At 65.0% G+C, this 23,128-nt stretch carries 24 protein-coding genes and 1 pseudogene; 22 read left to right on the forward strand and 3 right to left on the reverse strand.

The window, feature by feature from the left end; genetic code table 11:
* Positions 1 to 8: 8 nt before the first annotated feature.
* Positions 9 to 701 carry an FkbM family methyltransferase gene (locus AC2FL1_RS11155; protein ID WP_496829141.1) on the forward strand — a complete coding sequence of 231 codons (693 nt, stop codon included), beginning with the start codon at positions 9 to 11 and terminating at the stop codon, positions 699 to 701.
* 2 nt (positions 702 to 703) lie between these two features.
* Here AC2FL1_RS11155 and AC2FL1_RS11160 read toward each other — a convergent pair whose 3' ends face one another.
* Positions 704 to 1,477, reverse strand: a complete 774-nt coding sequence (locus tag AC2FL1_RS11160) for an IclR family transcriptional regulator (protein ID WP_496876966.1) — start codon at positions 1,475 to 1,477, stop codon at positions 704 to 706.
* A 169-nt stretch (positions 1,478 to 1,646) separates the two neighbouring features.
* Here AC2FL1_RS11160 and AC2FL1_RS11165 point away from each other — a divergent pair, with 169 nt between their 5' ends.
* The 10 genes from AC2FL1_RS11165 to AC2FL1_RS11210 all read left to right on the forward strand — a co-directional run bounded on the left by AC2FL1_RS11165 (position 1,647) and on the right by AC2FL1_RS11210 (position 13,335).
* Positions 1,647 to 2,591 carry a tripartite tricarboxylate transporter substrate binding protein gene (locus AC2FL1_RS11165; protein ID WP_496829137.1) on the forward strand — a complete coding sequence of 315 codons (945 nt, stop codon included), beginning with the start codon at positions 1,647 to 1,649 and terminating at the stop codon, positions 2,589 to 2,591.
* 57 nt (positions 2,592 to 2,648) lie between these two features.
* Positions 2,649 to 3,179: a tripartite tricarboxylate transporter TctB family protein gene (locus AC2FL1_RS11170; protein WP_496829135.1), complete on the forward strand. Its 531-nt coding sequence runs from the start codon at positions 2,649 to 2,651 to the stop codon at positions 3,177 to 3,179.
* Entirely contained in the window at positions 3,179 to 4,798 is a 1,620-nt protein-coding gene (locus AC2FL1_RS11175; protein ID WP_496876967.1) for a tripartite tricarboxylate transporter permease, read from the forward strand. Before AC2FL1_RS11170 ends, AC2FL1_RS11175 begins: the two co-directional genes overlap by 1 nt.
* Positions 4,799 to 4,938: 140 nt before the next feature.
* A complete protein-coding gene (locus AC2FL1_RS11180; protein ID WP_496876968.1) occupies positions 4,939 to 7,038 on the forward strand; it encodes a 3-hydroxyacyl-CoA dehydrogenase NAD-binding domain-containing protein in 2,100 nt (699 codons plus the stop codon).
* The gene (locus tag AC2FL1_RS11185) at positions 7,035 to 8,210 is read left to right on the forward strand and encodes an acetyl-CoA C-acyltransferase (RefSeq protein ID WP_496876969.1); all 1,176 of its coding nucleotides are present in this window, start codon (positions 7,035 to 7,037) and stop codon (positions 8,208 to 8,210) included. Before AC2FL1_RS11180 ends, AC2FL1_RS11185 begins: the two co-directional genes overlap by 4 nt.
* Before the next feature lie 106 nt (positions 8,211 to 8,316).
* Positions 8,317 to 9,507: an acyl-CoA dehydrogenase family protein gene (locus AC2FL1_RS11190; RefSeq protein WP_234217131.1), complete on the forward strand. Its 1,191-nt coding sequence runs from the start codon at positions 8,317 to 8,319 to the stop codon at positions 9,505 to 9,507.
* Between the two features lie 5 nt (positions 9,508 to 9,512).
* On the forward strand, positions 9,513 to 10,640 hold the full coding sequence (locus tag AC2FL1_RS11195; RefSeq protein ID WP_496876970.1) for an acyl-CoA dehydrogenase family protein: 1,128 nt from the start codon (positions 9,513 to 9,515) through the stop codon (positions 10,638 to 10,640).
* Positions 10,621 to 11,055, forward strand: a complete 435-nt coding sequence (locus AC2FL1_RS11200; protein WP_496876971.1) for a PaaI family thioesterase — start codon at positions 10,621 to 10,623, stop codon at positions 11,053 to 11,055. Before AC2FL1_RS11195 ends, AC2FL1_RS11200 begins: the two co-directional genes overlap by 20 nt.
* Positions 11,052 to 11,822: an oxepin-CoA hydrolase, alternative type gene (locus AC2FL1_RS11205; protein ID WP_496829121.1), complete on the forward strand. Its 771-nt coding sequence runs from the start codon at positions 11,052 to 11,054 to the stop codon at positions 11,820 to 11,822. Before AC2FL1_RS11200 ends, AC2FL1_RS11205 begins: the two co-directional genes overlap by 4 nt.
* A 22-nt stretch (positions 11,823 to 11,844) precedes the next feature.
* Positions 11,845 to 13,335, forward strand: a complete 1,491-nt coding sequence (locus AC2FL1_RS11210; RefSeq protein ID WP_496876972.1) for a class I adenylate-forming enzyme family protein — start codon at positions 11,845 to 11,847, stop codon at positions 13,333 to 13,335.
* A 114-nt stretch (positions 13,336 to 13,449) separates the two neighbouring features.
* Here the strand turns inward: AC2FL1_RS11210 and AC2FL1_RS11215 are convergent, their stop codons facing one another.
* Positions 13,450 to 14,337: a LysR family transcriptional regulator gene (locus tag AC2FL1_RS11215; protein ID WP_496876973.1), complete on the reverse strand. Its 888-nt coding sequence runs from the start codon at positions 14,335 to 14,337 to the stop codon at positions 13,450 to 13,452.
* 92 nt (positions 14,338 to 14,429) lie between these two features.
* On the opposite strand from AC2FL1_RS11215, the gene AC2FL1_RS11220 reads away from it, so the two are divergent.
* Positions 14,430 to 14,645 (forward strand): hypothetical protein, encoded by a 216-nt coding sequence (locus AC2FL1_RS11220; RefSeq protein WP_496876974.1) that lies wholly within the window; start codon positions 14,430 to 14,432, stop codon positions 14,643 to 14,645.
* A gap of 43 nt (positions 14,646 to 14,688) precedes the next feature.
* Here AC2FL1_RS11220 and rpe read toward each other — a convergent pair whose 3' ends face one another.
* Positions 14,689 to 15,378: a ribulose-phosphate 3-epimerase gene (rpe, locus tag AC2FL1_RS11225; RefSeq protein ID WP_496876975.1), complete on the reverse strand. Its 690-nt coding sequence runs from the start codon at positions 15,376 to 15,378 to the stop codon at positions 14,689 to 14,691.
* A gap of 174 nt (positions 15,379 to 15,552) precedes the next feature.
* Here rpe and phnC point away from each other — a divergent pair, with 174 nt between their 5' ends.
* The 10 genes and pseudogenes from phnC to AC2FL1_RS11275 all read left to right on the forward strand — a co-directional run bounded on the left by phnC (position 15,553) and on the right by AC2FL1_RS11275 (position 23,085).
* On the forward strand, positions 15,553 to 16,374 hold the full coding sequence (gene phnC, locus AC2FL1_RS11230) for a phosphonate ABC transporter ATP-binding protein (protein WP_496876976.1): 822 nt from the start codon (positions 15,553 to 15,555) through the stop codon (positions 16,372 to 16,374).
* A 60-nt stretch (positions 16,375 to 16,434) separates the two neighbouring features.
* Complete coding sequence (gene phnD, locus AC2FL1_RS11235) at positions 16,435 to 17,337, forward strand: phosphonate ABC transporter substrate-binding protein (RefSeq protein WP_496829110.1); 903 nt, start codon at positions 16,435 to 16,437, stop codon at positions 17,335 to 17,337.
* A 64-nt stretch (positions 17,338 to 17,401) separates the two neighbouring features.
* Positions 17,402 to 18,283, forward strand: coding sequence for a phosphonate ABC transporter, permease protein PhnE (gene phnE, locus AC2FL1_RS11240; RefSeq protein ID WP_496876977.1), 882 nt, complete (start codon positions 17,402 to 17,404; stop codon positions 18,281 to 18,283).
* Positions 18,280 to 19,650 (forward strand): phosphonate ABC transporter, permease protein PhnE, encoded by a 1,371-nt coding sequence (gene phnE, locus AC2FL1_RS11245; RefSeq protein ID WP_496876978.1) that lies wholly within the window; start codon positions 18,280 to 18,282, stop codon positions 19,648 to 19,650. Before phnE (AC2FL1_RS11240) ends, phnE (AC2FL1_RS11245) begins: the two co-directional genes overlap by 4 nt.
* A 21-nt stretch (positions 19,651 to 19,671) precedes the next feature.
* Entirely contained in the window at positions 19,672 to 20,286 is a 615-nt protein-coding gene (locus AC2FL1_RS11250; protein WP_496829104.1) for an LbetaH domain-containing protein, read from the forward strand.
* Between the two features lie 316 nt (positions 20,287 to 20,602).
* Positions 20,603 to 20,851, forward strand: a complete 249-nt coding sequence (locus tag AC2FL1_RS11255) for a hypothetical protein (protein ID WP_496829102.1) — start codon at positions 20,603 to 20,605, stop codon at positions 20,849 to 20,851.
* A 59-nt stretch (positions 20,852 to 20,910) separates the two neighbouring features.
* Positions 20,911 to 21,045, forward strand: coding sequence for a hypothetical protein (locus tag AC2FL1_RS11260; protein WP_496876979.1), 135 nt, complete (start codon positions 20,911 to 20,913; stop codon positions 21,043 to 21,045).
* Between the two features lie 15 nt (positions 21,046 to 21,060).
* A pseudogene (locus AC2FL1_RS11265) lies at positions 21,061 to 21,201 on the forward strand (DUF1214 domain-containing protein); the annotation flags it as partial.
* Positions 21,202 to 21,430: 229 nt separating this feature from the next.
* Entirely contained in the window at positions 21,431 to 22,171 is a 741-nt protein-coding gene (locus AC2FL1_RS11270; protein WP_496829096.1) for a porin family protein, read from the forward strand.
* A 59-nt stretch (positions 22,172 to 22,230) separates the two neighbouring features.
* A complete protein-coding gene (locus AC2FL1_RS11275; RefSeq protein WP_496876980.1) occupies positions 22,231 to 23,085 on the forward strand; it encodes a 2-dehydro-3-deoxygalactonokinase in 855 nt (284 codons plus the stop codon).
* Positions 23,086 to 23,128 lie beyond the last annotated feature (43 nt).

Here is a 23,128-nt window from a genome sequence, read left to right on the forward strand (position 1 = left end):
GCAAGGCAGTGCCCGAAACGAATTCCGTCGCCGCCGAGTGTCTGGGCGTCAAGGTCCCGGCCTCGCGGTTTCTCAACGAGACCCGGATCGAACGCATCAACTCCGCCCGCTATGAGGGGCAGGAAATCGTGGGCGCGCTGCATGTCACCGGCCCCAAGGACGTGGTGCTGGAAATCGGCGCCGGGCTTGGCATTGTCGGCGCGGTGGTGGCCAAGAACGCCAAGCCGAAATCGGTGACCTCGTTCGAGGCCAACCCCGAACTGGTGCCAGAGATCGAGGCGCTTTATGCGCTCAACCGGCTGGGCAAGAAGATCAGTCTGCGCAACCAGATCCTGATCAGCGCGCCGGACCGGCCCGAGAGCATGCAGTTTCACATCCGCAGCAGCTATCTCGGGTCATCGCTCCTCAACCCGACCGAGCGGCCCTCGACCGTGGTCGACGTGCCCACTGCCGATTTCGCGGAGGTTTGCGCCGAAACCGGCGCCACCGTTCTGATCATGGATATCGAGGGGGGCGAGCTGGAGCTACTGCGTCATGCGGATCTGAGCCAGTTTCGCGCCGTCGTGCTGGAGTTTCACCCCGAGGTCTATGACATCGCCGGCATGCGCGAATGCAAGGGTATCCTGAACGCGGCCGGGTTCGAGAAGGTGAGCGAGAAGTCCACCCGCACGGTTTGGACCTGCCTGCGTCCTGACGCCTGACCCTAGGCCGCGCCGGGATAGTCCGGTGGACAGAACCCGCCGGTGCGCTGGGTCAGGTCAAGTGCCGCCGCCTTGAGTGCGGCGCGCACGCGGCTCTTGAGTTCGGCGGTCATCCGCGACACAGGCGCCGCCACCGCCAGTGCCCCGATCGGGCGCTGGTCGGCGCCAAAGATCGGCGCCGCGTGGGAATGCACATCCGCTTCGAACCCGCCCACTGATTCCGCGATACCGCTCTCATGTGCCTCGGCCAGCGCTTGGCGCAGGCGCGCGGGGTCGGTTTCGGTCTGGGGCGTGTGTTTGACCAGCGGTGCCGAGAGCGCGCGCCTCACCACCTCTTCGGGCGAGAAGGCGAGAAAGGCCAGGCCCGACCCGGTGGCATGCAGCGACAGGATCTCGGCATCCTCCATCGCCACGCGGGTGCCGTGGTGGCTGCTATAGGCATGGGTCAGCGTGGTCAGCTGCCCATTGCGCTGGATCGACATATGCGAGGTTTCGCCGGTCTCGTCGCACAGGCGCCGCAGCACGTCGCGCGACACCGACAGCAGCGGCACCGCCGCCTCGCGCAAAGCGGCCAACCGCAGCACTTCGGGACCCAGCCGATAGGCCCGGTCGCCGTTCATCTGTTCGACGAACCCCGCCGCCTGAAGCTCGGTCATCATGCGATAGACCGTCGCCTTGTTCATGCCCGACAGGCGCGTCAGCTCGCTCAGGCCCATCTCGAGCCGCCCGTGGTTGAACAATGCCAGCAGGGACAATGCCTTGGAAACCGTTCCCATCCTGCCTTTCCGTCACCGAACTGTGCGAAACATGGGCGTTTCGCGATTTCAGGGCGCCTTTTGGCAGAAATAGTTGACAGATGGTAGTCTCGCCTGTCAATCTGTATTTAAACCGCAGGTTCAAATAATGAACCAATCCTGCGGAAGGGAACCGAACAGGGAGGACAACATGACAATCAAGACCAAGATCGCGGGCGCCCTTGCGACCGCAGCGATTGCGCTGAGCGCCGGCATCGCCGCAGCGGAATACCCCGAGAAACCGGTGAATTTCATCGTGCCATGGCCTCCGGGTGATCTCGAGGATGTGTTGACCCGCATGATCGCCGATGATTTCCAGGAGAAATACGGTGTCGCGGCAGCCGTGGTGAACAAGCCCGGTGGTGGCGGTGGCCCCTTCCCGGGTGCCATCGAGGTCGCCAACGCACCCGCCGATGGCTATACCATCGGCTCTTTCGTGATCGGGGTGCCAGTGATGGGCCATCAGATCGACATCGCGCCGCTGACGCCCGCAAAATTCGACCCGCTGGGGATTTTCCTGACCTATCCCTTTGTCATCGCCACCTCGGGCGACGCGCCCTATAGCAGCATGGCGGAGCTGGCCGAATACGCCAAATCCAACGACGTAGCACTGGGCCATTTCGGCGATGTGCTGACGCCGACGCAGGTGACCAAGGCGTTCGCCAAGAATGCCGGTTTCGAATGGGGATCGGACGCGGCCTTTGATGCGCTCGACTGCAACACGCTGGCCTCGGGCGATGCGGATGTGATCAACACCACGCTCCAACTGATCCTGCCCTGTCTGGACAGCGTCAAGGTGCTGACCTCGATCACCGACGAGCGCATCCCGCTGGTGCCGGATGCGCCCGCCATCGGCGAACTGGATGCCGATCTGAACATTGCGCTTTGGAACGGCCTGTTCGTGACCAAGGACACGCCGCAGGATGTACGCGACAAGATCGTCGCCGTGGCCAAGGAGTCGATGATGAGCGATCGCGCCCAGGCGGTGGCCAAGGAGACCGGCGCGCTGGTCTATTGGCAGGACGCAGGCGAGAGCGCCGCGCGCATCGAAAACGACATTGCCACCATGGCCCGTATCGGCGGCCTGCTGGAATGATCCCGACCAGGCCGGGGCCATGTGTCCCGGCCTCTTTCTTTGCCGGAACCCTGCCTTATGCCCACTGAACGCGAGCGCCGCTTTGTCGGTCCCCGGCGCGCCCAGCTGATCTTTGCCCTGTTCTTTGTCGCGGTCTCGATCCTGCTGCTCAGCCAGATCGGCAGCCAGACGAAATGGGTAGAGAAATCCAAGCTCTTCGCCCAGCCTCGATTCTGGCCAGCGGTTGGTTTGGGCGGCATGGCCCTGCTGGGTGCGATGCACCTTTACCTTCTACCTTGGCGCAAGGTGACACGCTATGACTGGTGGGAGCTGCGCAAATGGAACCAGGTTCTGGAATTCGCGTCTTGGTTCATGGCCTATGTCGTACTGGTGCCGCGGATCGGCTATCTGCCGGGAACGCTGGTGTTTGTGCCGCTCCTGACCTGGCGGATGGGTTACCGTGATCGCCGGATGCTGGGCCTGTCGGTCCTGTTCGCGGTGGCGGTGGTGGTGCTGTTCAAGGGGCTGTTGGGGGTCAAGATCCCTGGTGGTGCGATCTACGAGTACCTTCCCGGCGCATTGCGCAGCTTCTTTATCCTGTATCTCTGATGGACCTGCTTCTTTCCGCTCTCGACATCCTGACGCGCTGGGACGTGGCGCTGGCGCTTCTGACCGGCTCGGTCGGCGGGGTTCTGATCGGCGCCATTCCCGGTGTCGGCCCTGCCGTGGCCATCGCCATCCTGCTGCCGGCCACCTTTTCGATGGACCCGATCGTCGGACTGACGGTGCTGTTGGGCATCTATGGCAGCTCCATGTACGGCGGTGCCATTCCCGCCATCCTGATCAACACACCCGGCACCGCGGTGAACGCGCTGACCACCTATGACGGCTATCCGATGACCGCGAGGGGAGAGCCGCGCCGGGCGCTGAGCCTGGCCTATTCCGCCAGCTTCTTTGGCGGCATCTTCTCGGTGATCTGCCTGATACTGTTTGCGCCAGTGCTGGCACGGGTGGCGCCCTATTTCGGCAGTCGCGAGATCTTTCTTGCCGCCCTTCTGGGCATCATCCTGATGGTGGTGGCCCATCGCGGCCAGACCCTGATCGCGGGGGCGCTGGCGGCCTTTGGCGTCTTCATCCAGTCGATCGGGCTGGAGCCGGTGAAATACACCTCGCGCTATACGTTCGACCAGCCGTTCCTGTCGGGCGGCATCAACCTGATCGTGGTGGTGCTGGGCCTGTTCGCGCTTAGCCAGGCCTTTGTCCTGCTCACCTCGGAGGATGAGAAGATCCGCATGACCCGCCTGAGGGGCGGCATGTTCCAGGGCCTGCGCGAGTTGGCGCGCCACCCGCGGGTGGCGACCGTATCGGCCAGTTTCGGCGTGGTGATGGGAATGATCCCGGGCGTCGGCGAGTTCACCGCGCAATTCATGTCCTATACCTATGCGCAGCGTTCGTCCAAGCGGCCGCAGGATTTCGGCAATGGCTCTTCCGAAGGGCTGATCGCCGCCGAGACCGCCAACAACGCGGTGCCCGCCGCGGCAATGGTGCCGCTCTTGGCACTGGGCATTCCGGGCGAGGCGCTGACCGCGATGATGCTGAGCGTGTTCTACGTGCATAACGTGGTGCCCGGCCCGGGCCTGTTCCAGAACCAGATGGATTTCGTGGTGGCGCTCTACCTCGCGCTCCTCATCCTCAACGTGCTGGTTCTGGTGTTCCTGCTGTTCGCCACCCGGTCGCTGATCCAGGTGGTCCGGATCCCCAACCGCTTTCTGGGGGTCTGTATCCTGACGCTCAGCTTTGTCGGGGTCTATTCGCTGCGCAATTCGGCCATCGATTGCGTGATGGCCGCTCTGTTCGGGGTGCTGGGCTATATCCTCAAACGCCTGTCGATGCCCTCGGTGCCGATCATCCTGGGCATGGTTCTGGGCGGCATCATGGAGGTGAAGCTGCGCGCTGGCATGGCCCGGGTCAAGGAGCCGCTCGATTTCATCGACCGTCCGGTCGCATTTCTGCTGTTCCTTGCCATCGTGCTGGTGCTGATCGGCCATTTCCGCCGGGTTCTGCGCGAGCGGGCCGAGATCAAGGCCGCCGAACGGGGTGCGCTGAGATCGGGGCACCGGTTCGGCCAGATGCTGGCGCGGCGGCGCGGGCGCTTTGTCAAGGACCGGTTCAAGCTGGTGCGCGCCCGCCATGCCAAGCGGCTGCGCGCGCTCAAGGACCTGTTCTAGGGCCGCATCCGCGCGGCGTCGGACTCCTACCGGACCCTACGTCGCTTTGGCCATTCCCCCTTGATCTCGGATGCGCGGCGGATCACCCTGCCAGCGCGCGGAACGCCATTTCGCAGATTGAAACAGGGAGGAGAGGCCCCATGCCCGAGGCCATCGGATACGAACGCGTTGGAGATATCGTCATTCTGGCGGCCGACAATCCGCCGGTCAATGCGCTGGGTCATGCGGTGCGTCAGGGGCTGGCCGACGGGCTTGACCGGGCCGAGGCCGAGGGCGCGCGCGGGGTGCTGATCTATGGCACCGGGCGGACCTTTTTCGCCGGGGCCGATATTCGTGAATTCGGCAAGCCCCCGAAGGAGCCGCACCTGCCCGAACTGTGCAACCGGATCGAGGCCTCACCGCTGCTTGTCGTTTCGGCGCTGCACGGCACCGCGCTGGGTGGCGGGCTCGAGGTCGCGCTGGCCACCCATTACCGGATTGCGGTGCCTCAGGCCAAGGTCGGGCTGCCCGAGGTGCATCTGGGCATCCTGCCCGGCGCCGGTGGCACCCAGCGGCTGCCGCGTGTGGCGGGGGTCGAGGCGGCGCTCGACATGATCACCACCGGTCGCCATGTGCGCGCCGACGAGGCGTTGCGCCTGGGGGTGGTCGACCGCGTCGCCGAGGGTGAGCCGCGCGAAATCGGCCTGAGCTACCTGCGCGAACTGCTGGACGAGGGCGCCCCGCGCCGCCCGGTCGGTGAAATGCCCGCGCCCGCGCCGGTCGATTTCGACGCGGTCTATGCCGCCGTGCTGAAAAAGGGCCGGGGCCAGCTGTCGCCCGCTACTGCCGTGCGCGCGGTGCAGGCGGCGTGCGAGGCCGAGAGCTTTGCCGCCGGGCTGAAGCGAGAACGCGAGTTGTTCATGGAGCTCATGAACTCGGACCAGCGCGAGGGGTTGATCCATGCGTTTTTCGCCGACCGGGCGGTGAGCAAGCTGCCGGAACTGGAAGGTGTGGCGCCGCGGCCGCTGGCGGCAATCGGCGTCATCGGTGGCGGCACCATGGGCGCGGGCATCGCCACCGCCGCGCTGTTGTCGGGGTTGAGCGTCACGATGCTGGAGATGTCACCCGAGGCCGCCGAGGCCGCAAAGAGCCGGATCGAGGGCAATCTGTCGGGCGCGCTGAAACGCGGCAAGCTGACGTCGCAGCAATTCGACAACCTGACCACCAAGGCGCTGACGCTGGCCACCGATTACGCGGCCCTTTCCGAGGCCGATCTGGTGATCGAGGCGGTGTTCGAGGATATGGAGGTCAAGAAACAGGTGTTCACCAAGCTCGACGCCGTGTGCAAACCGGGCGCGGTGCTGGCCTCGAACACCTCGTATCTCGACATCAACCAGATCGCGGCGGTGACCAGCCGTCCGCAGGATGTGCTGGGGCTGCATTTCTTCTCACCCGCGCATGTGATGAAGCTTTTGGAGGTCGTGATTGCCGACCAGACCGCGCCCGATGTGGCGGCCACCGGCTTTGCTCTTGGCAAGCGGCTGGGCAAGGTCTCGGTCCGGGCCGGGGTCTGTGACGGGTTTATCGGCAACCGCATCCTGTCGGTCTATCGCACCTGCGCCGATCACATGATCCTGGACGGGGCATCGCCCTATGAGATCGACGAAGCGCTGGAAGAGTTCGGGTTCGCCATGGGTCCGTTCGCAGTGGCCGACCTGGCCGGGCTGGATATCGGTTGGGCCGTGCGCAAGCGCAAGCGGGCCGAGGGGCTGGACCCGCGCGCCCGCGACAGCGCCTATGCCGACAAGCTGTGCGAGGCGGGGCATTTCGGACAGAAGACCGGCAAGGGCTATTACGACTATGCCGCCGGTGCCAAGGCACGCGTGCCGAACCCCGAGGTAATGCCGCTGATCGAGGGTGAACGCGCCGCGCAGGGGATTACTCCGCGCGCCTTCAGCAAAGACGAGATCGTGCGCCGCTACATGGCGGCGATGGTCAACGAGGCTGCCAAGGTGGTGGGCGAGGGCATCGCGCGCCGTCCGCTCGACGTGGATGTGACCCTGCTCTACGGTTATGGCTTTCCGCGCTATCGCGGCGGGCCGCTGAAATGGGCCGATATGCAGGGGCTGCCCGAATTGCTGGCCGATATCAAACGCTGGGCGGGGGAGGATGCCTATTTCTGGCAGCCCGCGCCGCTCTTGGAAAAACTGGTGGCCGAGGGCCGCTCTTTCGACGATCTGAACAAGGAAGCCGTGTCATGAAACAAGCCGTTATCGTATCCACCGCCCGGACCGGGCTGGCGAAATCCTTTCGCGGGTCGTTCAACGTGACCCATGGGGCCACCATGGGTGGCCATGCGGTTCAGGCGGCGGTGTCCCGCGCGGGGCTGGATGGCTCGGAGATCGAGGATTGCATCATCGGCTGCGGGTTCCCCGAGGGCGAGACCGGCAGCAATATCGGCCGCCAGATCGCCATTCGCGCAGGCCTGCCGATCACCGCATCGGGCATGACGGTGAACCGGTTCTGCTCGTCGGGCCTGCAAACCGTGGCCCTGGCGGCGCAGGCGATCACCGAAGGCGGCTCCGGCCCGATGGTGGCAGGCGGGGTCGAGAGCATCTCGATGGTGCAGCCCAAGACGCGCCCGGCGCCCGAGGCTTGGATCCAGGAGCACAAGCCCGCCATCTACATGGCGATGATCGAGACGGCGGATATCGTGGCACAGCGCTATGGCCTCAGCCGTGAGTATCAGGACGAATACTCGCTGCGCAGTCAGCAGCGCATCGCGGCGGCGCAGGCCGAGGGCAGGTTCGCCGACGAGATCGTGCCGATGGTCACCAAGATGGCGGTCAAGGACAAGGAAAGCGGCGAAATCTCGATGCATGAGGTCACCGTGGACCGCGACGAATGCAACCGCCCCTCGACCACGCTGGAGGGTCTGGCGGGGTTGGAGCCGGTGCGGGGCGCGGGCAATTTCGTCACCGCGGGCAATGCCTCGCAACTGTCGGATGGCGCGGCCGCATTGGTGCTGATGGAGGCGAAAGAGGCCGAGCGCCGGGGGCTGGAGCCGCTGGGTGCGTTCAAGGGGTTCTGTGTCGCGGGCTGTGAGCCGGACGAGATGGGCATCGGGCCGGTGTTCGCGGTGCCGCGCCTTCTGGAGCGGCACGGGCTGAAGGTCGACGATATCGACCTGTGGGAGCTGAACGAGGCCTTTGCCAGCCAGTGTCTCTATAGCCGCGACCAGCTGGGCATCGACCCGGAGAAATACAACGTGAACGGCGGCTCGATCGCCATTGGTCACCCGTTCGGCATGACGGGTGCGCGGATGACCGGGCATCTGATGCTGGAAGGCAAGCGGCGCGGCGCCAAGCTGGGCGTGGTCAGCATGTGCATCGGCGGCGGCATGGGCGCGGCCGGGCTGTTCGAGATCTTCTGAGCGGGCGTGTGCGTCCGGTCGGGCCATCGAGGCCCGCCCGGACGCGGCCCGGCGCGGGGCGCCGGGCAAAGCCGCCCGAAACGGGCGGCAAGGGAGGAAAGCGGATATGGACCTGAACTACAGCGACGAGGAACAGGCGTTTCGCGCCGAGGTGCGCGCCTTTCTGGCCGAGAACCTGCCGGCGGAGGTGTCGGACAAGGTGCGGCGCGGCATCAGCCTGGGCAAGGAAGGCCATGAGAAATGGCATGCCACGCTGAATGCGCGCGGTTGGCTGGCCTATAACTGGCCGCGCGAATTTGGCGGGGCCGAGTGGAACGCGGTGCAGCGGCACATCTTTGAAGAGGAATGCGCCGCCGCCTATGCGCCCCGCATCGTTCCCTTTGGCCTGTCGATGCTGGCGCCGGTGTTGCAGAAATTCGGTACCAAGGAGCAGCAGGACCATTACCTGCCGCGCATCCTGTCGGGCGAGGATTGGTGGTGTCAGGGATATTCCGAACCCGGTGCCGGGTCCGATCTGGCCTCACTGAAAACCCGCGCGGTGCGGGACGGGGACCATTACGTGGTCAACGGGCAGAAGACATGGACCACGCTGGGCCAATACGCCAACTGGATATTCTGCCTGGTGCGCACCGACCCCGAGGCCAAGCAGCAGGAAGGCATCAGTTTCCTGCTGATCGACATGACCACGCCGGGCATCACCGTGCGCCCCATCGTGCTGCTGGATGGCACGCCCGAGGTGAACGAGGTGTTCTTTGACGACGTGCGGGTGCCGGTCGAAAACCTGGTGGGCGAGGAGAACAAGGGCTGGACCTATGCCAAGTACCTGCTGACCCATGAGCGCACCAATATCGCAGGCGTGGGCTTCAGCCAGGCGGGACTGGACGCGGTCAAGCGTATCGCCCGGATCGAGACGGCCAACGGTCGTCCGCTGATCGAGAACCCGCATTTCGCCGCCCGTCTGGCCCAGATCGAGATTGACCTGATGGCGATGGCCACCACCAACATGCGCATCATCAGCCAGGCCGCCAGTGGCCAGGCGCCGGGCGTCGAAAGCTCGATGCTCAAGGTCAAGGGCACCATCATCCGGCAAGAGATCAACGACCTGACCCGCCGCGCGGTGGGGCCCTATGCGATGCCCTTCGCCTCGGAAGCGGTCGAGGGCGACAATGCGCCCATCGGGCCGGACTATGCCGGACCGGTGGCGGCGCATTATTTCAACAATCGCAAACTGTCGATCTTTGGCGGATCGAACGAGATCCAGCGCGGGATCATCGCCAAGGTCAAGATGGGGGGCTGAGGGACATGGATTTCAACCTGACCGAAGAACGCCAGATGTTGCAGGATACTCTGCGCCGCTATCTGGCGGATCGTTACACGACATCCGTCCGCAACACGATCCTGGAGAGCGACAGCGGCATGAGCGCGGATATCTGGGCCGGGCTGGCGGAATTGGGCGTGATCGGGGCGCTGTTTGCCGAAGAAGACGGCGGGTTTGGCGGCGCAGGCTTCGACATCGCCACCGTGTTCGAGGAACTGGGCCGCGCCGGCGTGGTCGAGCCGATGCTGGACAGTGCCATTCTGGGCGGGCGGCTGATCGCGGCGCTGGGCGACGATACCCAGCGCGGGCTGCTGGAGGAGATCATCGGCGGGGCGGCGCATCTGGCGCTGGCCCATGGCGAACCAGCCAGCCGCTATGACCTGACGCGGGTGGAAACCACCGCCCGCGTCGAGGGCGACGGGATCGTTCTGAACGGGCGTAAGGCGGTGGTGGTGAATGCCGGGGCCGCAGGGCACCTGATCGTCTCGGCCCGCGAAAGCGGCGGGATCTTCGATCTCGACGGTATCTCGCTGTTCCTGGTGCCAGTGGGAACGCCGGGCTTGACGCTGCATGGCTATCCGATGCTGGCAGGAGGCCGCGCCGCCGAGGTGACGCTGGACACTGTCCGCCTGCCGCAATCGGCGCGGCTGGGCGCGGCGGGGGCCGGGCTGTCGCCGCTGATGGATGCGATTGCCGCCGCCAATGTGGCGCTTTGCGCCGAATGCGTCGGCGCCATGCAAAGCGCGGTGGAACTGACGCGCGGCTATCTGATGACGCGCAAGCAGTTTGGCCGCCCCATCGGCACGTTCCAGGCGCTGCAACACCGGTTCGCCGACATGCTGATCGAGCTGGAACAGGCGCGCTCGGCCCTGATCAACGCGAGCGGCCACCTGGACAGCGCCGACCGCGACCGCCAGATCGCCGCCGCGCGCAACCTGATCGCGCGGGTGGGCCGATTGGTGGCCGAAGAGGCGATCCAGATGCATGGCGGCATCGCCATGACCCAGGAATACGAGCTGGCCCATATCGCCAAGCGCATCGTGATGGCCGATCACCGGTTCGGCGATGCCGATTACCATCTGGAGCGGTTCATTGCCCTCAGCGCCGCCTGACCTGCCCGCATCCTGGACGCGCGAGAAATCCGGCTGCCAGTCGATGGTGGGTTACGAGCTGGACCATGACCGGACCGGCATCAGCCGGGCCTGTCACCTCGACCTTGGGCCGCAGCATCTGAACTATCACGGCATCCTGCATGGCGGGCTGGTGTCGATGCTGTTGGACGTGGCCTGTGGCCAGACCGCATCGGCCATGTTCCGGCCCGAGGATCCGATCCCCGTAGTGACCGTCTCGCTCAACGTGCAGTTCGTGGCGGCCGCACGGGGCGGGCGGGTGACGGCGGTGGGCATCCCCTCGGGCAATGGCCGCACGCTGGCCTATGTGAACGGGGAATTGCGTGACGAGGACGGCCGCCTGCTGGCCACGGCGGCGGGTGTGTTCAAGCGCGGCAGCCTGAGGAAGAAGACATGACGCTGGCGCGCGTGGACGACCGGGGCGACCGGCTGGTCGTGGTCAACATGAACAGTGCCCGACGCGGTGCGCTGTCGCCCGATCTTTATGCCGCGATTGCCGAGGCAATGGAGCGGGCGGCGGAACCGCGTATTCGCGCGGTGATCCTGTCGTCCGAAGGCGGGTTCTTTTGCGCGGGCGGCGACCTGAACGTGCTGATTGAGCGGCGTCAGCTGAGCGAGCCGGAGCGGCGCGGCAAGGTCGATCTGTTGCACGACCTTATCCGCGCCATCCGCGCCTGCCCGGTGCCGGTGATTGCGGCGGTCGAGGGCGGCGCCGCGGGCGCCGGTGCCTCGTTGGCCTTGGCCTGCGACCTGCTGGTTGCAGCCGAGGGTGCGAAATTCACCGCCGCTTATGTCAAAGCAGGGCTGGTGCCCGATGCCGGGCTGACCTCGGCGCTGGCGCGGATGCTGCCCCGGCAAATGGCGATGGAGATGTGCCTGCTGGCCCGCCCGATCACCGCTGGGCGCATGGCGGAGCTGGGCGTTGTAAATCTGCTGGCCGCGCCGGGCGAGGCCGAAGCGCAGGCCCATGTGCTGGCCGACGCGCTGGCGCAGGGACCGCGCAACGCGCAGGGCGTGATCCGGCGGATGGTGGCGGAGGCTTATGAAGCGAGCGAGGCGCAGCAACTGGACGCCGAACGTGACGCCATGGCCCGCGCAGCGGGTGGGGACGAGGCCGCCGAAGGGATCGCGGCCTTTCTGGAAAAGCGCAAGCCCCGGTTCTGACCGGGCAACAGGGGATCAGGCGATGGAGAAATGGCACGACTACCCCGGCGCACAGATCGCCAGCCGCCCCGATGCGCCCGCGTTTTCCGACAGTGGCGGCGCGGACTGGAGCTATGGCGATCTGGACCGCGCCATTTCGGCGCTGGTGGACGTACTCGCCGCAAAGGGCGTGCAGTCGAATGACCGGGTGATGATCCTGGCCGAGAATTGCTGCGCGGTGGTGGCCGCGCTCTTTGCCGCCTCGCGGCTCGGGGCCTGCGCGGTGCCGATCAACGCGCGCCAGACCGGGCCCGAGGTGGACAAGATCATCGCCCATACCGAACCCGCCGCAATCCTCTGCGCCTCGGACATTTCGGCGGATGCCGCCGCCCATGCCGCGCGTCTGGGCGCACACCCGATCGAGGGCGCCTTTGGCCGGATGCATCTGGCGACACCCCACAACAGCAACCCCGATCCGGTGCTGAGCGATGTGGCGGTGATGCTGTTTACCACCGGCACCACCGGCACGCCCAAGGGGGTGATGCTGACCCATGGCAACCTGCGCTTCGGCGGCCGCAGTTCGGCGGTGTTGCGCGACATGACGACGGATGACGTGATCTATGGCGTGCTGCCTGTCACCCATGTGTTTGGCCTCGCCTCGGTGGTGACGGCGGCCACCTGTATCGGCGCTCCCGTCCGGCTCGATGCGCGGTTCACCGCTGCGCGCAGCTATGCGGCGCTGACCTCGGGCGTGACGCTGTTTTCCGCCGTGCCGCAGATGCATGCGCTGTTGATGCAATACGCGCGTGAACAGGGGTATGATCACCTGCCGGGCGGCACGTTGCGCTATACCTCCTCGGGCGCGGCGCCGCTGGATCCTGCGTGGAAACGCAAGGCCGAGGCGTTTTATGGCGTCGCGCTGCAAAATGGTTATGGCCTGACCGAGACCACTGCCGGTGTGTCGGCCACGCGCAACCGGATCGGCCTGCCGGATATCTCGGTTGGAAAGCCGCTGCCGCAGGTCGAGGTACGGCTGGACGAAGATGTGTCCGGCGGCGGCGATGGGGTCGGCGAGGTGCTGACCCGCGGCCCGCATGTGATGAAGGGCTATTACCGCAACCCGCAGGCCACCCAAGCGGCGATACAAGACGATTGGTTCCGAACCGGCGATCTGGGCCGATACGACGAGCAGGGAAACTTGCACATTGCCGGGCGCAGCAAGGAACTGATCATCCACGGGGGCTTCAACGTCTACCCGCCCGAGGTCGAGGCGGCGCTGAACGACCATCCGAAGGTGATCCAGTCGGCAGTGGTCGGGCGCATGGTCGGAGGCGACGAGAAGGTGGTGGCCTTTGTCCAGATCGCGCCGGATGATGCGCCCGATCTCGAAGAATTACGCGCCTTTGCCGCGGCACGCCTCGCCGGTTACAAACGCCCCAGCCAGATCGTGCTTGCCACGTCGCTGCCGGCCGCACCGACCGGCAAGATACTCAAGCACAAGCTGCTCGACCATTTCGCCGACAGACTGGAGTGAGTGCGGGCAGCGGCCATTTGGACGCCCCTTGCGCGTCGCCCAAGCCTCCGGCGGCAGTATTTCGAACCAGAAAGAAGCGGGAGTGCCGGCAAGATCAGTGACGCGTTAAGCCGCCTAGCGGTAGAGCGCGGCGTAACGCGGGGCGAAGAACCGCACGAATTTTCTGACTTCGGGCCGCTTCCATGCCTTGGGGGCCACCAGCAGGACATGCGGCCGCGACAGTTCCTCGATCGGTCCGAAGCATGGCATATAGGCCGGGTCGTCCGACACTAGCCGCAGGTTGATCAGGCCCAGCCCATGCCCCGCCCGTATCGCGGCATGAACCAGGTCGATCTCGGAGAATGTCTGTACGATCTGCTCAGGTGCCACATGCCGCGCCAGCCATTCATAGAGCCGGGGTGGCACCCCTTCGCGCCGGTAGCCGATGAAGCGGTGCCCTCGCAGAGCATCCGCAGAGGAGGGCAGGCCGTATTTCGCCGCGTAAGCGGGTGATCCGAACAGGCCCCATTGCGCGATGCTGATCGGACGACAGATCAGATCCGGGTCAGGTTCGCGCATGGCCAGTCGCAGTGCGATATCCGCCTCACCCGCCATCAGGTCGAGAACCCGGACATCGGGCAGAAACTCGAACGCTATTGCGGGGTTGGCCAGCGAGAATGCGCTGAAGATCGCCTGTGCCCGCGTCGAGAAGTTGCCGCTATAGGCGGTGATCCGGATCGGGTGCGAACAAGCGAGCGTGCTGGCCTGTTCGGCAAGCTTTGCGATGGCGGCCTCGACCGCTTCTGCCGCGGCGACGAGTTTCCGGGCAGAGGCGGTTGGGTGAAATCCCCGCGTGTCGCGCTCGAACAGGGTCAGGCCGGTCTCGTGTTCCAGCACGTCTATGCGCCGGGCCACGGTTGGTTGCGACATGCCCAGGCGGCTTGCGGCGGCAAGGGTCGATCCCTCTTGCAAGACGGCAAGAAAGACACGCAGGTTGGACCAGTCGCGCAGCCCGTTATTCATTTATGTAGAACAGCACAAAATTGCGCCTGATACCAGCGTGGTGTGGCCAGGGCTAAGCTGAGCGGGACTTTGACAAGGAAAGGACACGCTACATGCCCGCGCTCTGCCAGCCGTTCATCTTCTTGCGCAATCCGCTTCACAGCCTGTTCGGTTCCAAGCCGCAAGAGCCCCGTCCCGCCCCTGAGAGCCGATCCGCCCAGCGTCATCGACGGGAGTTCATTGACGAGATGCTGACCCGATCGCCGGACTCGTTTTCCAGCGCCTACGATATCGAAACTGCTATGCTGCTCTGCCCCGACCGGTTCTGATGCCCGGCTCAGGGTGCGCTCCCGCGCCTGCTGGCCTGAAATATCAGGCCCAGACACCTTCGGCGGCGGCGCGAATCTCGGCAATATTCTGACCATAGACGCCCGGATTGTCGACCGAACCGCCGCGGAACACCGCCGAGCCCGCAACCAGCACATCGGCACCGGCCTGCGCCACCAGGGGTGCGGTTTTCGGGTCCACACCGCCGTCGATCTCGATATGCACCGGCCGGTCGCCGATCATCTCGCGCAGGCGGGTGATCTTGGTGGTCATGTCGATGAATTTCTGGCCGCCAAAGCCCGGGTTTACCGTCATCACGCAGATGAGGTCGGTGAGATCCAGCAGATGCGCCACCGCCTCGGCCGGGGTACCGGGGTTCAGCGCCACGCCCGCCTTCATCCCCGCGCCACGGATCGCCTGCAAGGTGCGGTGGATATGCGGACCGGCCTCGACATGCGCGGTCAGGACATCTGCGCCTGCATCGGCATAGGCGTCGATATAGGGATCGACCGGCGCTATCATCAGATGCACGTCCATCACCGTCTTCACATGCGGGCGGAACGCCTTCACCGCCATCGGGCCAAAGGTCAGGTTCGGCACGAAATGGCCGTCCATCACGTCCACATGCACCCAGTCGGCGCCTTCGGCCTCGATGGCGCGGATCTCGGCGCCGAAATTGGCGAAATCGGCGGACAGGATCGACGGGGCGATCTTGATCTTGCGGTCAAAGCTCATTGCGGCCTCACGGTGGATTGCAGAGTCGCCCGCCCTATACAGGTTCCTGCCCCCTTTGGGTAGGGTCAGGCACCCGGCGCTAGCCGGGGCGCGTTACAAAACTTTCACCCCCCTGACACATCGGCTTCGTCTGGCGGGCATAGCACCCCCCATCAGCAAGACCGGGGGAAAGACGTGCTGCGGATCGACAAACTGACCAAACGGTTCGGTGACAATATCGCGGTGAATGCCGCGACGCTGGATGTGGACAAGCCCTGCATGATCGGCATCATCGGCCGCTCGGGCGCGGGGAAATCGACGCTGTTGCGGATGATCAACCGGCTGAGCGACGCCAGCGACGGCCGCATCCTGTTTGAGGATCGCGACGTGACCCGCCTGCGCGGGGCCGAGAAACGGGCCTGGCAGGCGCAATGCGCGATGATCTTTCAGCAGTTCAACCTGGTGCCGCGCATGGATGTGGTCTCGAACGTGCTGCACGGCACGCTCAACCGACGCTCGACCCTGGCCACCATGTTCAACCTTTACCCGACCGAGGATATCCACCGCGCCATCGACATTCTCGACCGGCTCGGCATCGCCGCCCATGCGGCCAAACGGGCCGAGGCGCTGTCGGGCGGCCAGCAACAGCGCGTCGCCATCGCCCGCGCCCTGATGCAGGACCCGGCGATCATCCTAGCGGACGAACCGATTGCCTCGCTCGACCCGATGAACGCGCAGGTGGTCATGCAGTCCCTGCGCCGCATTCACGAGGAGGACGGACGCACCGTCATCGCCAACCTTCACACGCTGGATACTGCGCGCCGCTATTGCGACCGCGTGGTCGGCATGCGCGACGGGCGCATCGTGTTCGACGGGTTGCCCGAACAACTCACCACCGGCGTTGCGCGCGAGATCTATGGCGCCGATGCCAGCTTTTCCGAGGCCGCGACCTCGACCGAGATCGACACGCTCGATGCCCCACAAGCCGCGCCGCAGCGCGCCGGGGCCACGGCCTGACCCTTTTCCACCGATCCCGGCCTTGGGATGGGCCGGACCAACCAACCGGAGATACCAACCATGAAAAAGCTTGTTGCAGTTCTGGCGGCCACCACCGCCCTTGCCACCCCGGCGCTGGCGCAGGAGATCACCGAATTTCGCATCGGCATACTGGGCGGCGAGAACGCCCAGGACCGCATGAATTCCAACGAATGCCTGCGCGAGAAGGCCGAGGAACTGCTGGGCGTCGAGACCAAGCTCTTTGCCCCTGCCGATTACAACGGCGTCATCCAGGGCCTGTTGGGCGGCACCATCGACATGGCCTGGCTGGGCGCCTCGGGCTATGCCAAGACCTATCTCAGCGACCCCGAAGCGGTTGAACCGATCCTGGTCAAGGTCAACAATGACGGCGGCTATGGCTATTACTCCATCGGCTTTGCCCGCAAGGACAGCGGCATCACCTCGCTGGCCGACATGAAGGGCAAGGTGTTCGGCTTTGGCGATCCGAACTCGACCAGCGGCTTCCTGATCCCCTCGATCGAGATCCCGCAGGAAACCGGCGCCACCATGACCTCGGGGGATTATTTCGGAGAGGTCAAGTTCACCGGCGGCCACGAACAGACCATCGTTGCGGTCAGCAATGGCGAGGTTGACGGCGGCGTGACCTGGGCCGACGGTCTGGGCGCATGGGAAGACGGGTTCAACTCGGGCGCCCTGCGCAAGGCGGTCGATGCCGGTCTGGTCGACATGAACGATCTGGTGCAGATCTGGCAGTCGAAACCCATTCCCGAAGGCCCGTTTGTCGTCCGCAAGGCGCTGCCTGCCGATGTGAAGGTTAAGATGACCGGCCTGTTGGCCTCGCTCAAGTCGATGGACGAGGAATGCGCCTATGGCGTGCTGCAGGGCGATGCCAAGGGCTTCATGCCGATCACTCATGACGCCTATGAAGTGATCATCGAGGCGCGCAAGCTCAAGTCAAACTGATCCGGCTTACCCTAACAGCGGGGTCCGCACCATGCGGACCCCGTTCCTGCATCGGGAGCATTACATGACAGACCTGACCGCCGGGCAAGGCGAGCTTGCCCGCATCCGCGAGGACTATACCGCGCTGACCCGGCGCAAACGGGTCTACGGCGGTATCCTCCTGATCCTCTTTGTTTCTCTGATGGCGGCGGGGTTTCACACCGCCGACGACCGCAACGCGGGCGGGTTCGTCGATGGCTGGCGGCGCATCTTCGACTATCCGGCCGAGGTGCTGTCCGAGGCGCTGGAGAAATCGGCGCAACTGCCCGGCCATCTGGTGCATTTCTTGCCCGCGCTGATCGAAACGCTGAACATTGCCGCCGCCGCCACCCTGATCGGCACGTTTGGCGGCACCGCTCTGGCGCTCCTCTCGACACGCGGTCTGGCCTATTGGCCGCGCCTTATCCCGCTTTTCCGCCGCATCGCCGATATCTGCCGCGCGGTGCCCGAGATCGTGATCGCGCTGGTGCTGATCTTCGTCCTCGGCGGCGGCCCGGTCCCCGCGATGATCGCCATCGCCATCCACACCGCCGGGGCACTGGGCAAGCTCTTCTCCGAGGTTGCCGAGAATTCCTCGCTGAAACCGGTCGAGGGGTTGGAATCCACCGGCGCCAACTGGGCGCAGCGGATGTATCTGGGCGTGATCCCGCAAGTGGGCCCCAACTTCGTCAGCTACGCGCTCCTCAGGTTCGAAATCAACATCCGCGCCTCGGCCATCCTTGGCTTTGTCGGGGCGGGCGGCATCGGGTATGAGCTGCGCAACGCCATGTCCTGGGGGCAGGGACGTTACGACGAGGCGGCGGCGATCTTCCTTCTTCTCTTTGTCACCATCGTCGCGGTGGATCAGATCTCGGACCGTCTGCGCGCCCGGCTGACCCATGGCGCCCGGGCAGGGGTCACGACATGAGCACCGCCGCCACCAATCTGGAATTGAACCATCTCAAAGAGCGGGCCGATGGCCTGTTCGCCCGCAAGCGGCTGCTGGCCCTTGGCCTGCCCGCGCTGGTGCTGGCCTATCTGGCCTATATCTTCTTTGCCTTCGACATGCCGGGGCTGGTCGCGCGGGCCAATTGGGACAACGGCCGCACGCTGATCGCCGACAGCTACAGCTACAAGACCCATGTCACCCGCGATAACCGCACCGGCGACGTGTCGGTCGCTATCGAGGGCGAGCGCAAGGGGAGCTACCCCGAAGGCACCGGACCCGTCTGGGTCGCCTTGGGTGAAACCACCGTCATCGACCTCACGGGCGGCCATATCGTTCGCTTCAGCCCCGAAACGGTGGAATACGACATCCCCGGCTACGGCACCCTGCGTGCCACCCCGACCCGGGGTCAGGGCGTGGTGACCGAACTGCCAACGGGCGATCTGCCCGACTGGATCAACATTTCGAAAAACCGCATCACCGTCACCACCGAGGCTGGGCGCTTGACGGTGACCCGTAACCGATCGGAAGTGTTCCGCTATTTCACCGGGTGGGAGCTATTCTGGTTCACCCTCGACAGCCCTTATCACGGCCTGTCCCCGGCCGAGTTGGCCCGCCGCGCGACACAGGGCGAGGCTGGCGCGATCTGGCACGATTTCTGGACCAACACCATGTGGCGGCATGGCGACGTGGCCTGGGCCATTGGCGAGACCATCCTGATGGCCTTTCTCGGCACCTTTGGCGCCGCAATCATCGCCCTGCCGCTGGCCTTTCTCGCTGCGCGCAACTTCAACCCGCTGGCGCCCTTCCGTTTTGCGGTGCGTCGCGTCTTTGACTTCTTGCGCGGGGTCGATGCGCTGATCTGGACCGTGGTGCTGGCCCGCGCCTTCGGCCCCGGCCCGCTGACCGGCGCGCTGGCGATCCTGGTCACCGACAGTGGCACCTTTGGCAAGATCTTCTCCGAGGCGCTGGAAAACGTCGATGACAAACAGATCGAGGGCGTGCAATCCACCGGCGCCAATGCCGCGCAGCGCTATCGTTTCGGGGTGATCCCGCAGATCACCCCGGTGCTGCTCAGCCAGGTGCTCTATTTCCTCGAATCCAACACCCGCAGCGCCACCATCATCGGCGCCATCACCGGCGGCGGCATCGGACTCTTGCTGACCCAGGCGATCATCACCCAGAAGGATTGGGAAGAGGTCGCCTATTACATCCTGCTGATTGTGTTTATGGTCATGCTGATGGACTGGCTGTCGGGCTGGCTGCGCGCTCGCCTGATCCGGGGCGAGACGGCAAAGCCGCGCAAACGGCACGCCGCACTCCAGCCAGATCCGCTTCTGCTGCCCTGATCCCTGCAAGGACCCAAACCAATGGCCCGTCTCAGCGCCGAAGCCCCCTTCCTGCATCCCGGTTGCCAGATCACCGACAGCCGCTTTGGCGCCTATGTCGAGATCGGCGCCAATAGCCGCCTGACCAACACAACATGGGGCGACTACAGCTATTGCGACCGCACTTGCGACATTGCCAATGCGCATATCGGCAAGTTCGCCAATATCGCCAGCTTCACCCGTATCGGCGCCACCGATCACCCGATGGAAAAGGCTTCGCTGCATCATTTCCATTATCGTTCGGCCGATTACTGGGACGATGCCGAACACGATGCCGACTGGTTCGCCCATCGCGCCGGTCGCACCGCCACCATCGGCCATGATACCTGGGTCGGCCACGCCGCGATCATCAAGCCCGAGGTCACCATCGGCCATGGCGCGGTCATCGCCTCGGGCAGTATCGTGACCAGGGATGTGGCGCCTTACACCATCGTCGGCGGCAATACCGCGCGGCTGATCCGTCGCCGTTACCCCGAGGATGTGGCCGAGCGGATGATGGCACTGGCCTGGTGGGACTGGGACCATGCCCGCCTTCGGGCCGCGCTGCCCGATTTCCGTAGCCTGCGAGCCGAGGCGTTTTTGGAGAAATACGCCTGATCTGCTGACATGGGACCTTTTTCGCGAAGGTGTTGCCTGCGCCCGGAAATGCGGCAAACTCGGATCAAAGCTCCCAACGGCGGGCTCATCCGGGAGAGACATGCTCAACCCTTCACCTCGTCGCGCGTACTGCATGGTCTTGACGACGGGCTGGCGCAGAGCACAGGCCGCGCCGTCGCCCGGCGAGCGCTGGCGGAGTGCGATCTGCCTGCCGAGGCGCTCGACAACCCGCGCCTCTAGATTTCGCAGATGGAAGAGTTGCTCTTTCTGCACCAGATCGCCGGGCTATCCGCATCACGCCACCCTGACGCTTGCGGTGGCGCTCAGCATCGCGCCCCCCTATATCGGCAACTGCCACCGCCGCATGGTCGCATTCAACTTCCCCAAATCCCGCAAAACCGCCAGAAACGAGGCGTTCTTTGGCTGCGACGTCCGGTTCGACGAGCCCGAGCGGCTGTTCTTCGACGCCGAGGTCAAGTTTGCCCGCTGCGTCGTTCCGGCCGCTGGCGACCTGACCCTGTCCGATGTCGCCCGCGACGCATTTGGTTCGGCGCTTCGATCTTAGCTTTTGCCGACACTGTCCCGGTCACAATTGTCAAACCCGAAAGCGAACGCTTTCAGTCGATGTTGCTGATCAACGAAGAGCATTCGATGCCTCCCGCCGTGCAAGAGGACGGGACGTTCACCATTCCACCCTCGCTGGTCGGTCCCCGTTACATGGCGGTGGTGATCCGCACCTTTTCCGACCCCAACAATTAAGGCACCCCCTATACAATCACGGCCAAGGACGTGCCGGTCGACGGGTTCTGGTCGGTCACCGTCTACAATGCCCAAGGCTTTGTGGAGGCCAACGATCTCGGCGTCTATTCCTACAACAACGTCACCGCCAAGCCGAACGCCGACGCCGGTTATACAATCAACTTCGGCGGCTGCGCGGACGGGCGCATCAAACTGCATTCCGATCATGCAGGGCTGGAACTATGCCATCCGCCTCTACCAACCCCGCCGCGAGATCTTGGACGGAACCTGGAGATTCCCCGATTTTCAGCCTGCGGGCTGATCCGACGCACCCCGCCGCGCTTGTCTCGGGGTGCCTCGTATGCGACGCTCGGAATGGAACGCCATCGCTTCCCCGGAGACGATCATGAAACACCTGCCTTCCACAGTTTTTGCGCTGGCTCTCGCAGCGGCGGCGCCGCTCGCGGCCCAGCAATCCGACTGGCGATACGAGGCGACGGTCTATCTCTTCACCGCAGAGACCGAGACCGGCGTGACCACGCCCACCGGCACCCTCGAGGGTACGCTCAGCTTCAAGGATGCGCTCGACAATCTCGACTTCGCCTTCATGGGCGCGTTCGGTGCCACCAACGGCCAATGGAGCTTTCTGGCCGATTACATGCTGACCGACATCTCCTTTGGCAATCCGACGCCGGGCGGTGCTTTTTCGGGCATCAACACGGCGGCCAAGACGCAGGTGTTTAACGCCTATGCCGCCTACCGCGTGCATGAAACCCCCGATCTCGCCGTTGATCTTGGCGCCGGTCTGCGCTGGTTTGACACAAGGACCACGCTGACGGCGCTGCCGGGGATCCTGCCAGGGCGTACCGTTGTGGCAAATGACAACTGGGTCGATCCAGTGATCGCGCTGCGCGCCCGGGTGCGCCTGTCCGAAAGGTGGAACGGCACCGCCTTCTTTGACTATGGCGGCTTTCAGAGCGACAGCGAAAGCTGGCAGGTACTCTTGACTGCCGATTATGCGCTGAACGACAACTGGCGGCTACGGTTCGGCTATCGCCACCTGTCGGTCGATCACACGCTGTCGAGCGGCAATGACTACACCTTCCAGCAATCCGGTCCGGTCTTTGGCGCCACCTACCGGTTCTGACAGCGCTTGGCCTTGCCGCCCTGCTGTCCTAAGACCGGCGCACACAGCCGGAGACCGACATGACCAGCGACTGGATTGCCCTCGACTGGACCACCACGCGCCGCCGCCTCTGGGTGATGCGCGGTCGTGACGTGCTGGACGAGGCCGTCGATGACGGCCCGCGCCCCGCCGATGCCGCCTCGATCCTGACGCTAGTGGCCGGACGGCACGCCGGGCAGGGGGTGCCGGTCATTGCCTGCGGTCCGCTTGGCCCGGTGCGCGATGCGGTCCCCTGTGCGCCTCTCTCGGGTGGGCTCTGGCAGATCGACCTCGGCGATCCCCGTGTGGCGCTGAACGCGGTGCCGGGTCTTGCGCAAGCCGAACCCGCGGACATGATGCAGGGTGATGAAACCCGCATCGCCGGGTTCCTGGCCCTCAACCCCGGCTGGGACGGGGTGATCTGTCTGACCGGCGAAACCAGCCGCTGGGTGCATGTCAGCGCCGGTGAAGTTGTAAGTTTCCGCAGCTTCCTCTCGGGGGCGATACTCTCGTCGCTGGCCGCTGGGACGGTCCTGGGTCGATGGATGGGCGCGGCGGGGTTGGATGCCGGAGCTTTTTCCGATGCGGTTGCCGATGGCCTGTCGCGACCTGAGCAGATTCTGGCCCGCCTCTGGAGCGCCCATGCGGCCGCCACATTGCAGGGGCTGCCGGAAGAGGCTGCCCGCGCGCGCATTCTGGGCGGGCTGATCGGGGCGGAACTGGCAGCGACCCGACCGTTCTGGTTGGGACAGCAACTTGCGGTAATGGGAGAGGGCCGGATGCCCCGCCTCTATGTCGATGCTCTGGCCGCACAGGGGGCACCCGCGACCCAGGCCGATGCGACCCGGATGACCCGGCAGGGGCTGATCGCCGCATGGGAGGCGATCACCGCTTGAGCTGTGCGCCGACCACGGGCAAAAGTCTTCCGATCGACACAAG

It is taken from the genome of Ruegeria sp. YKSF070 (assembly GCF_059612725.1).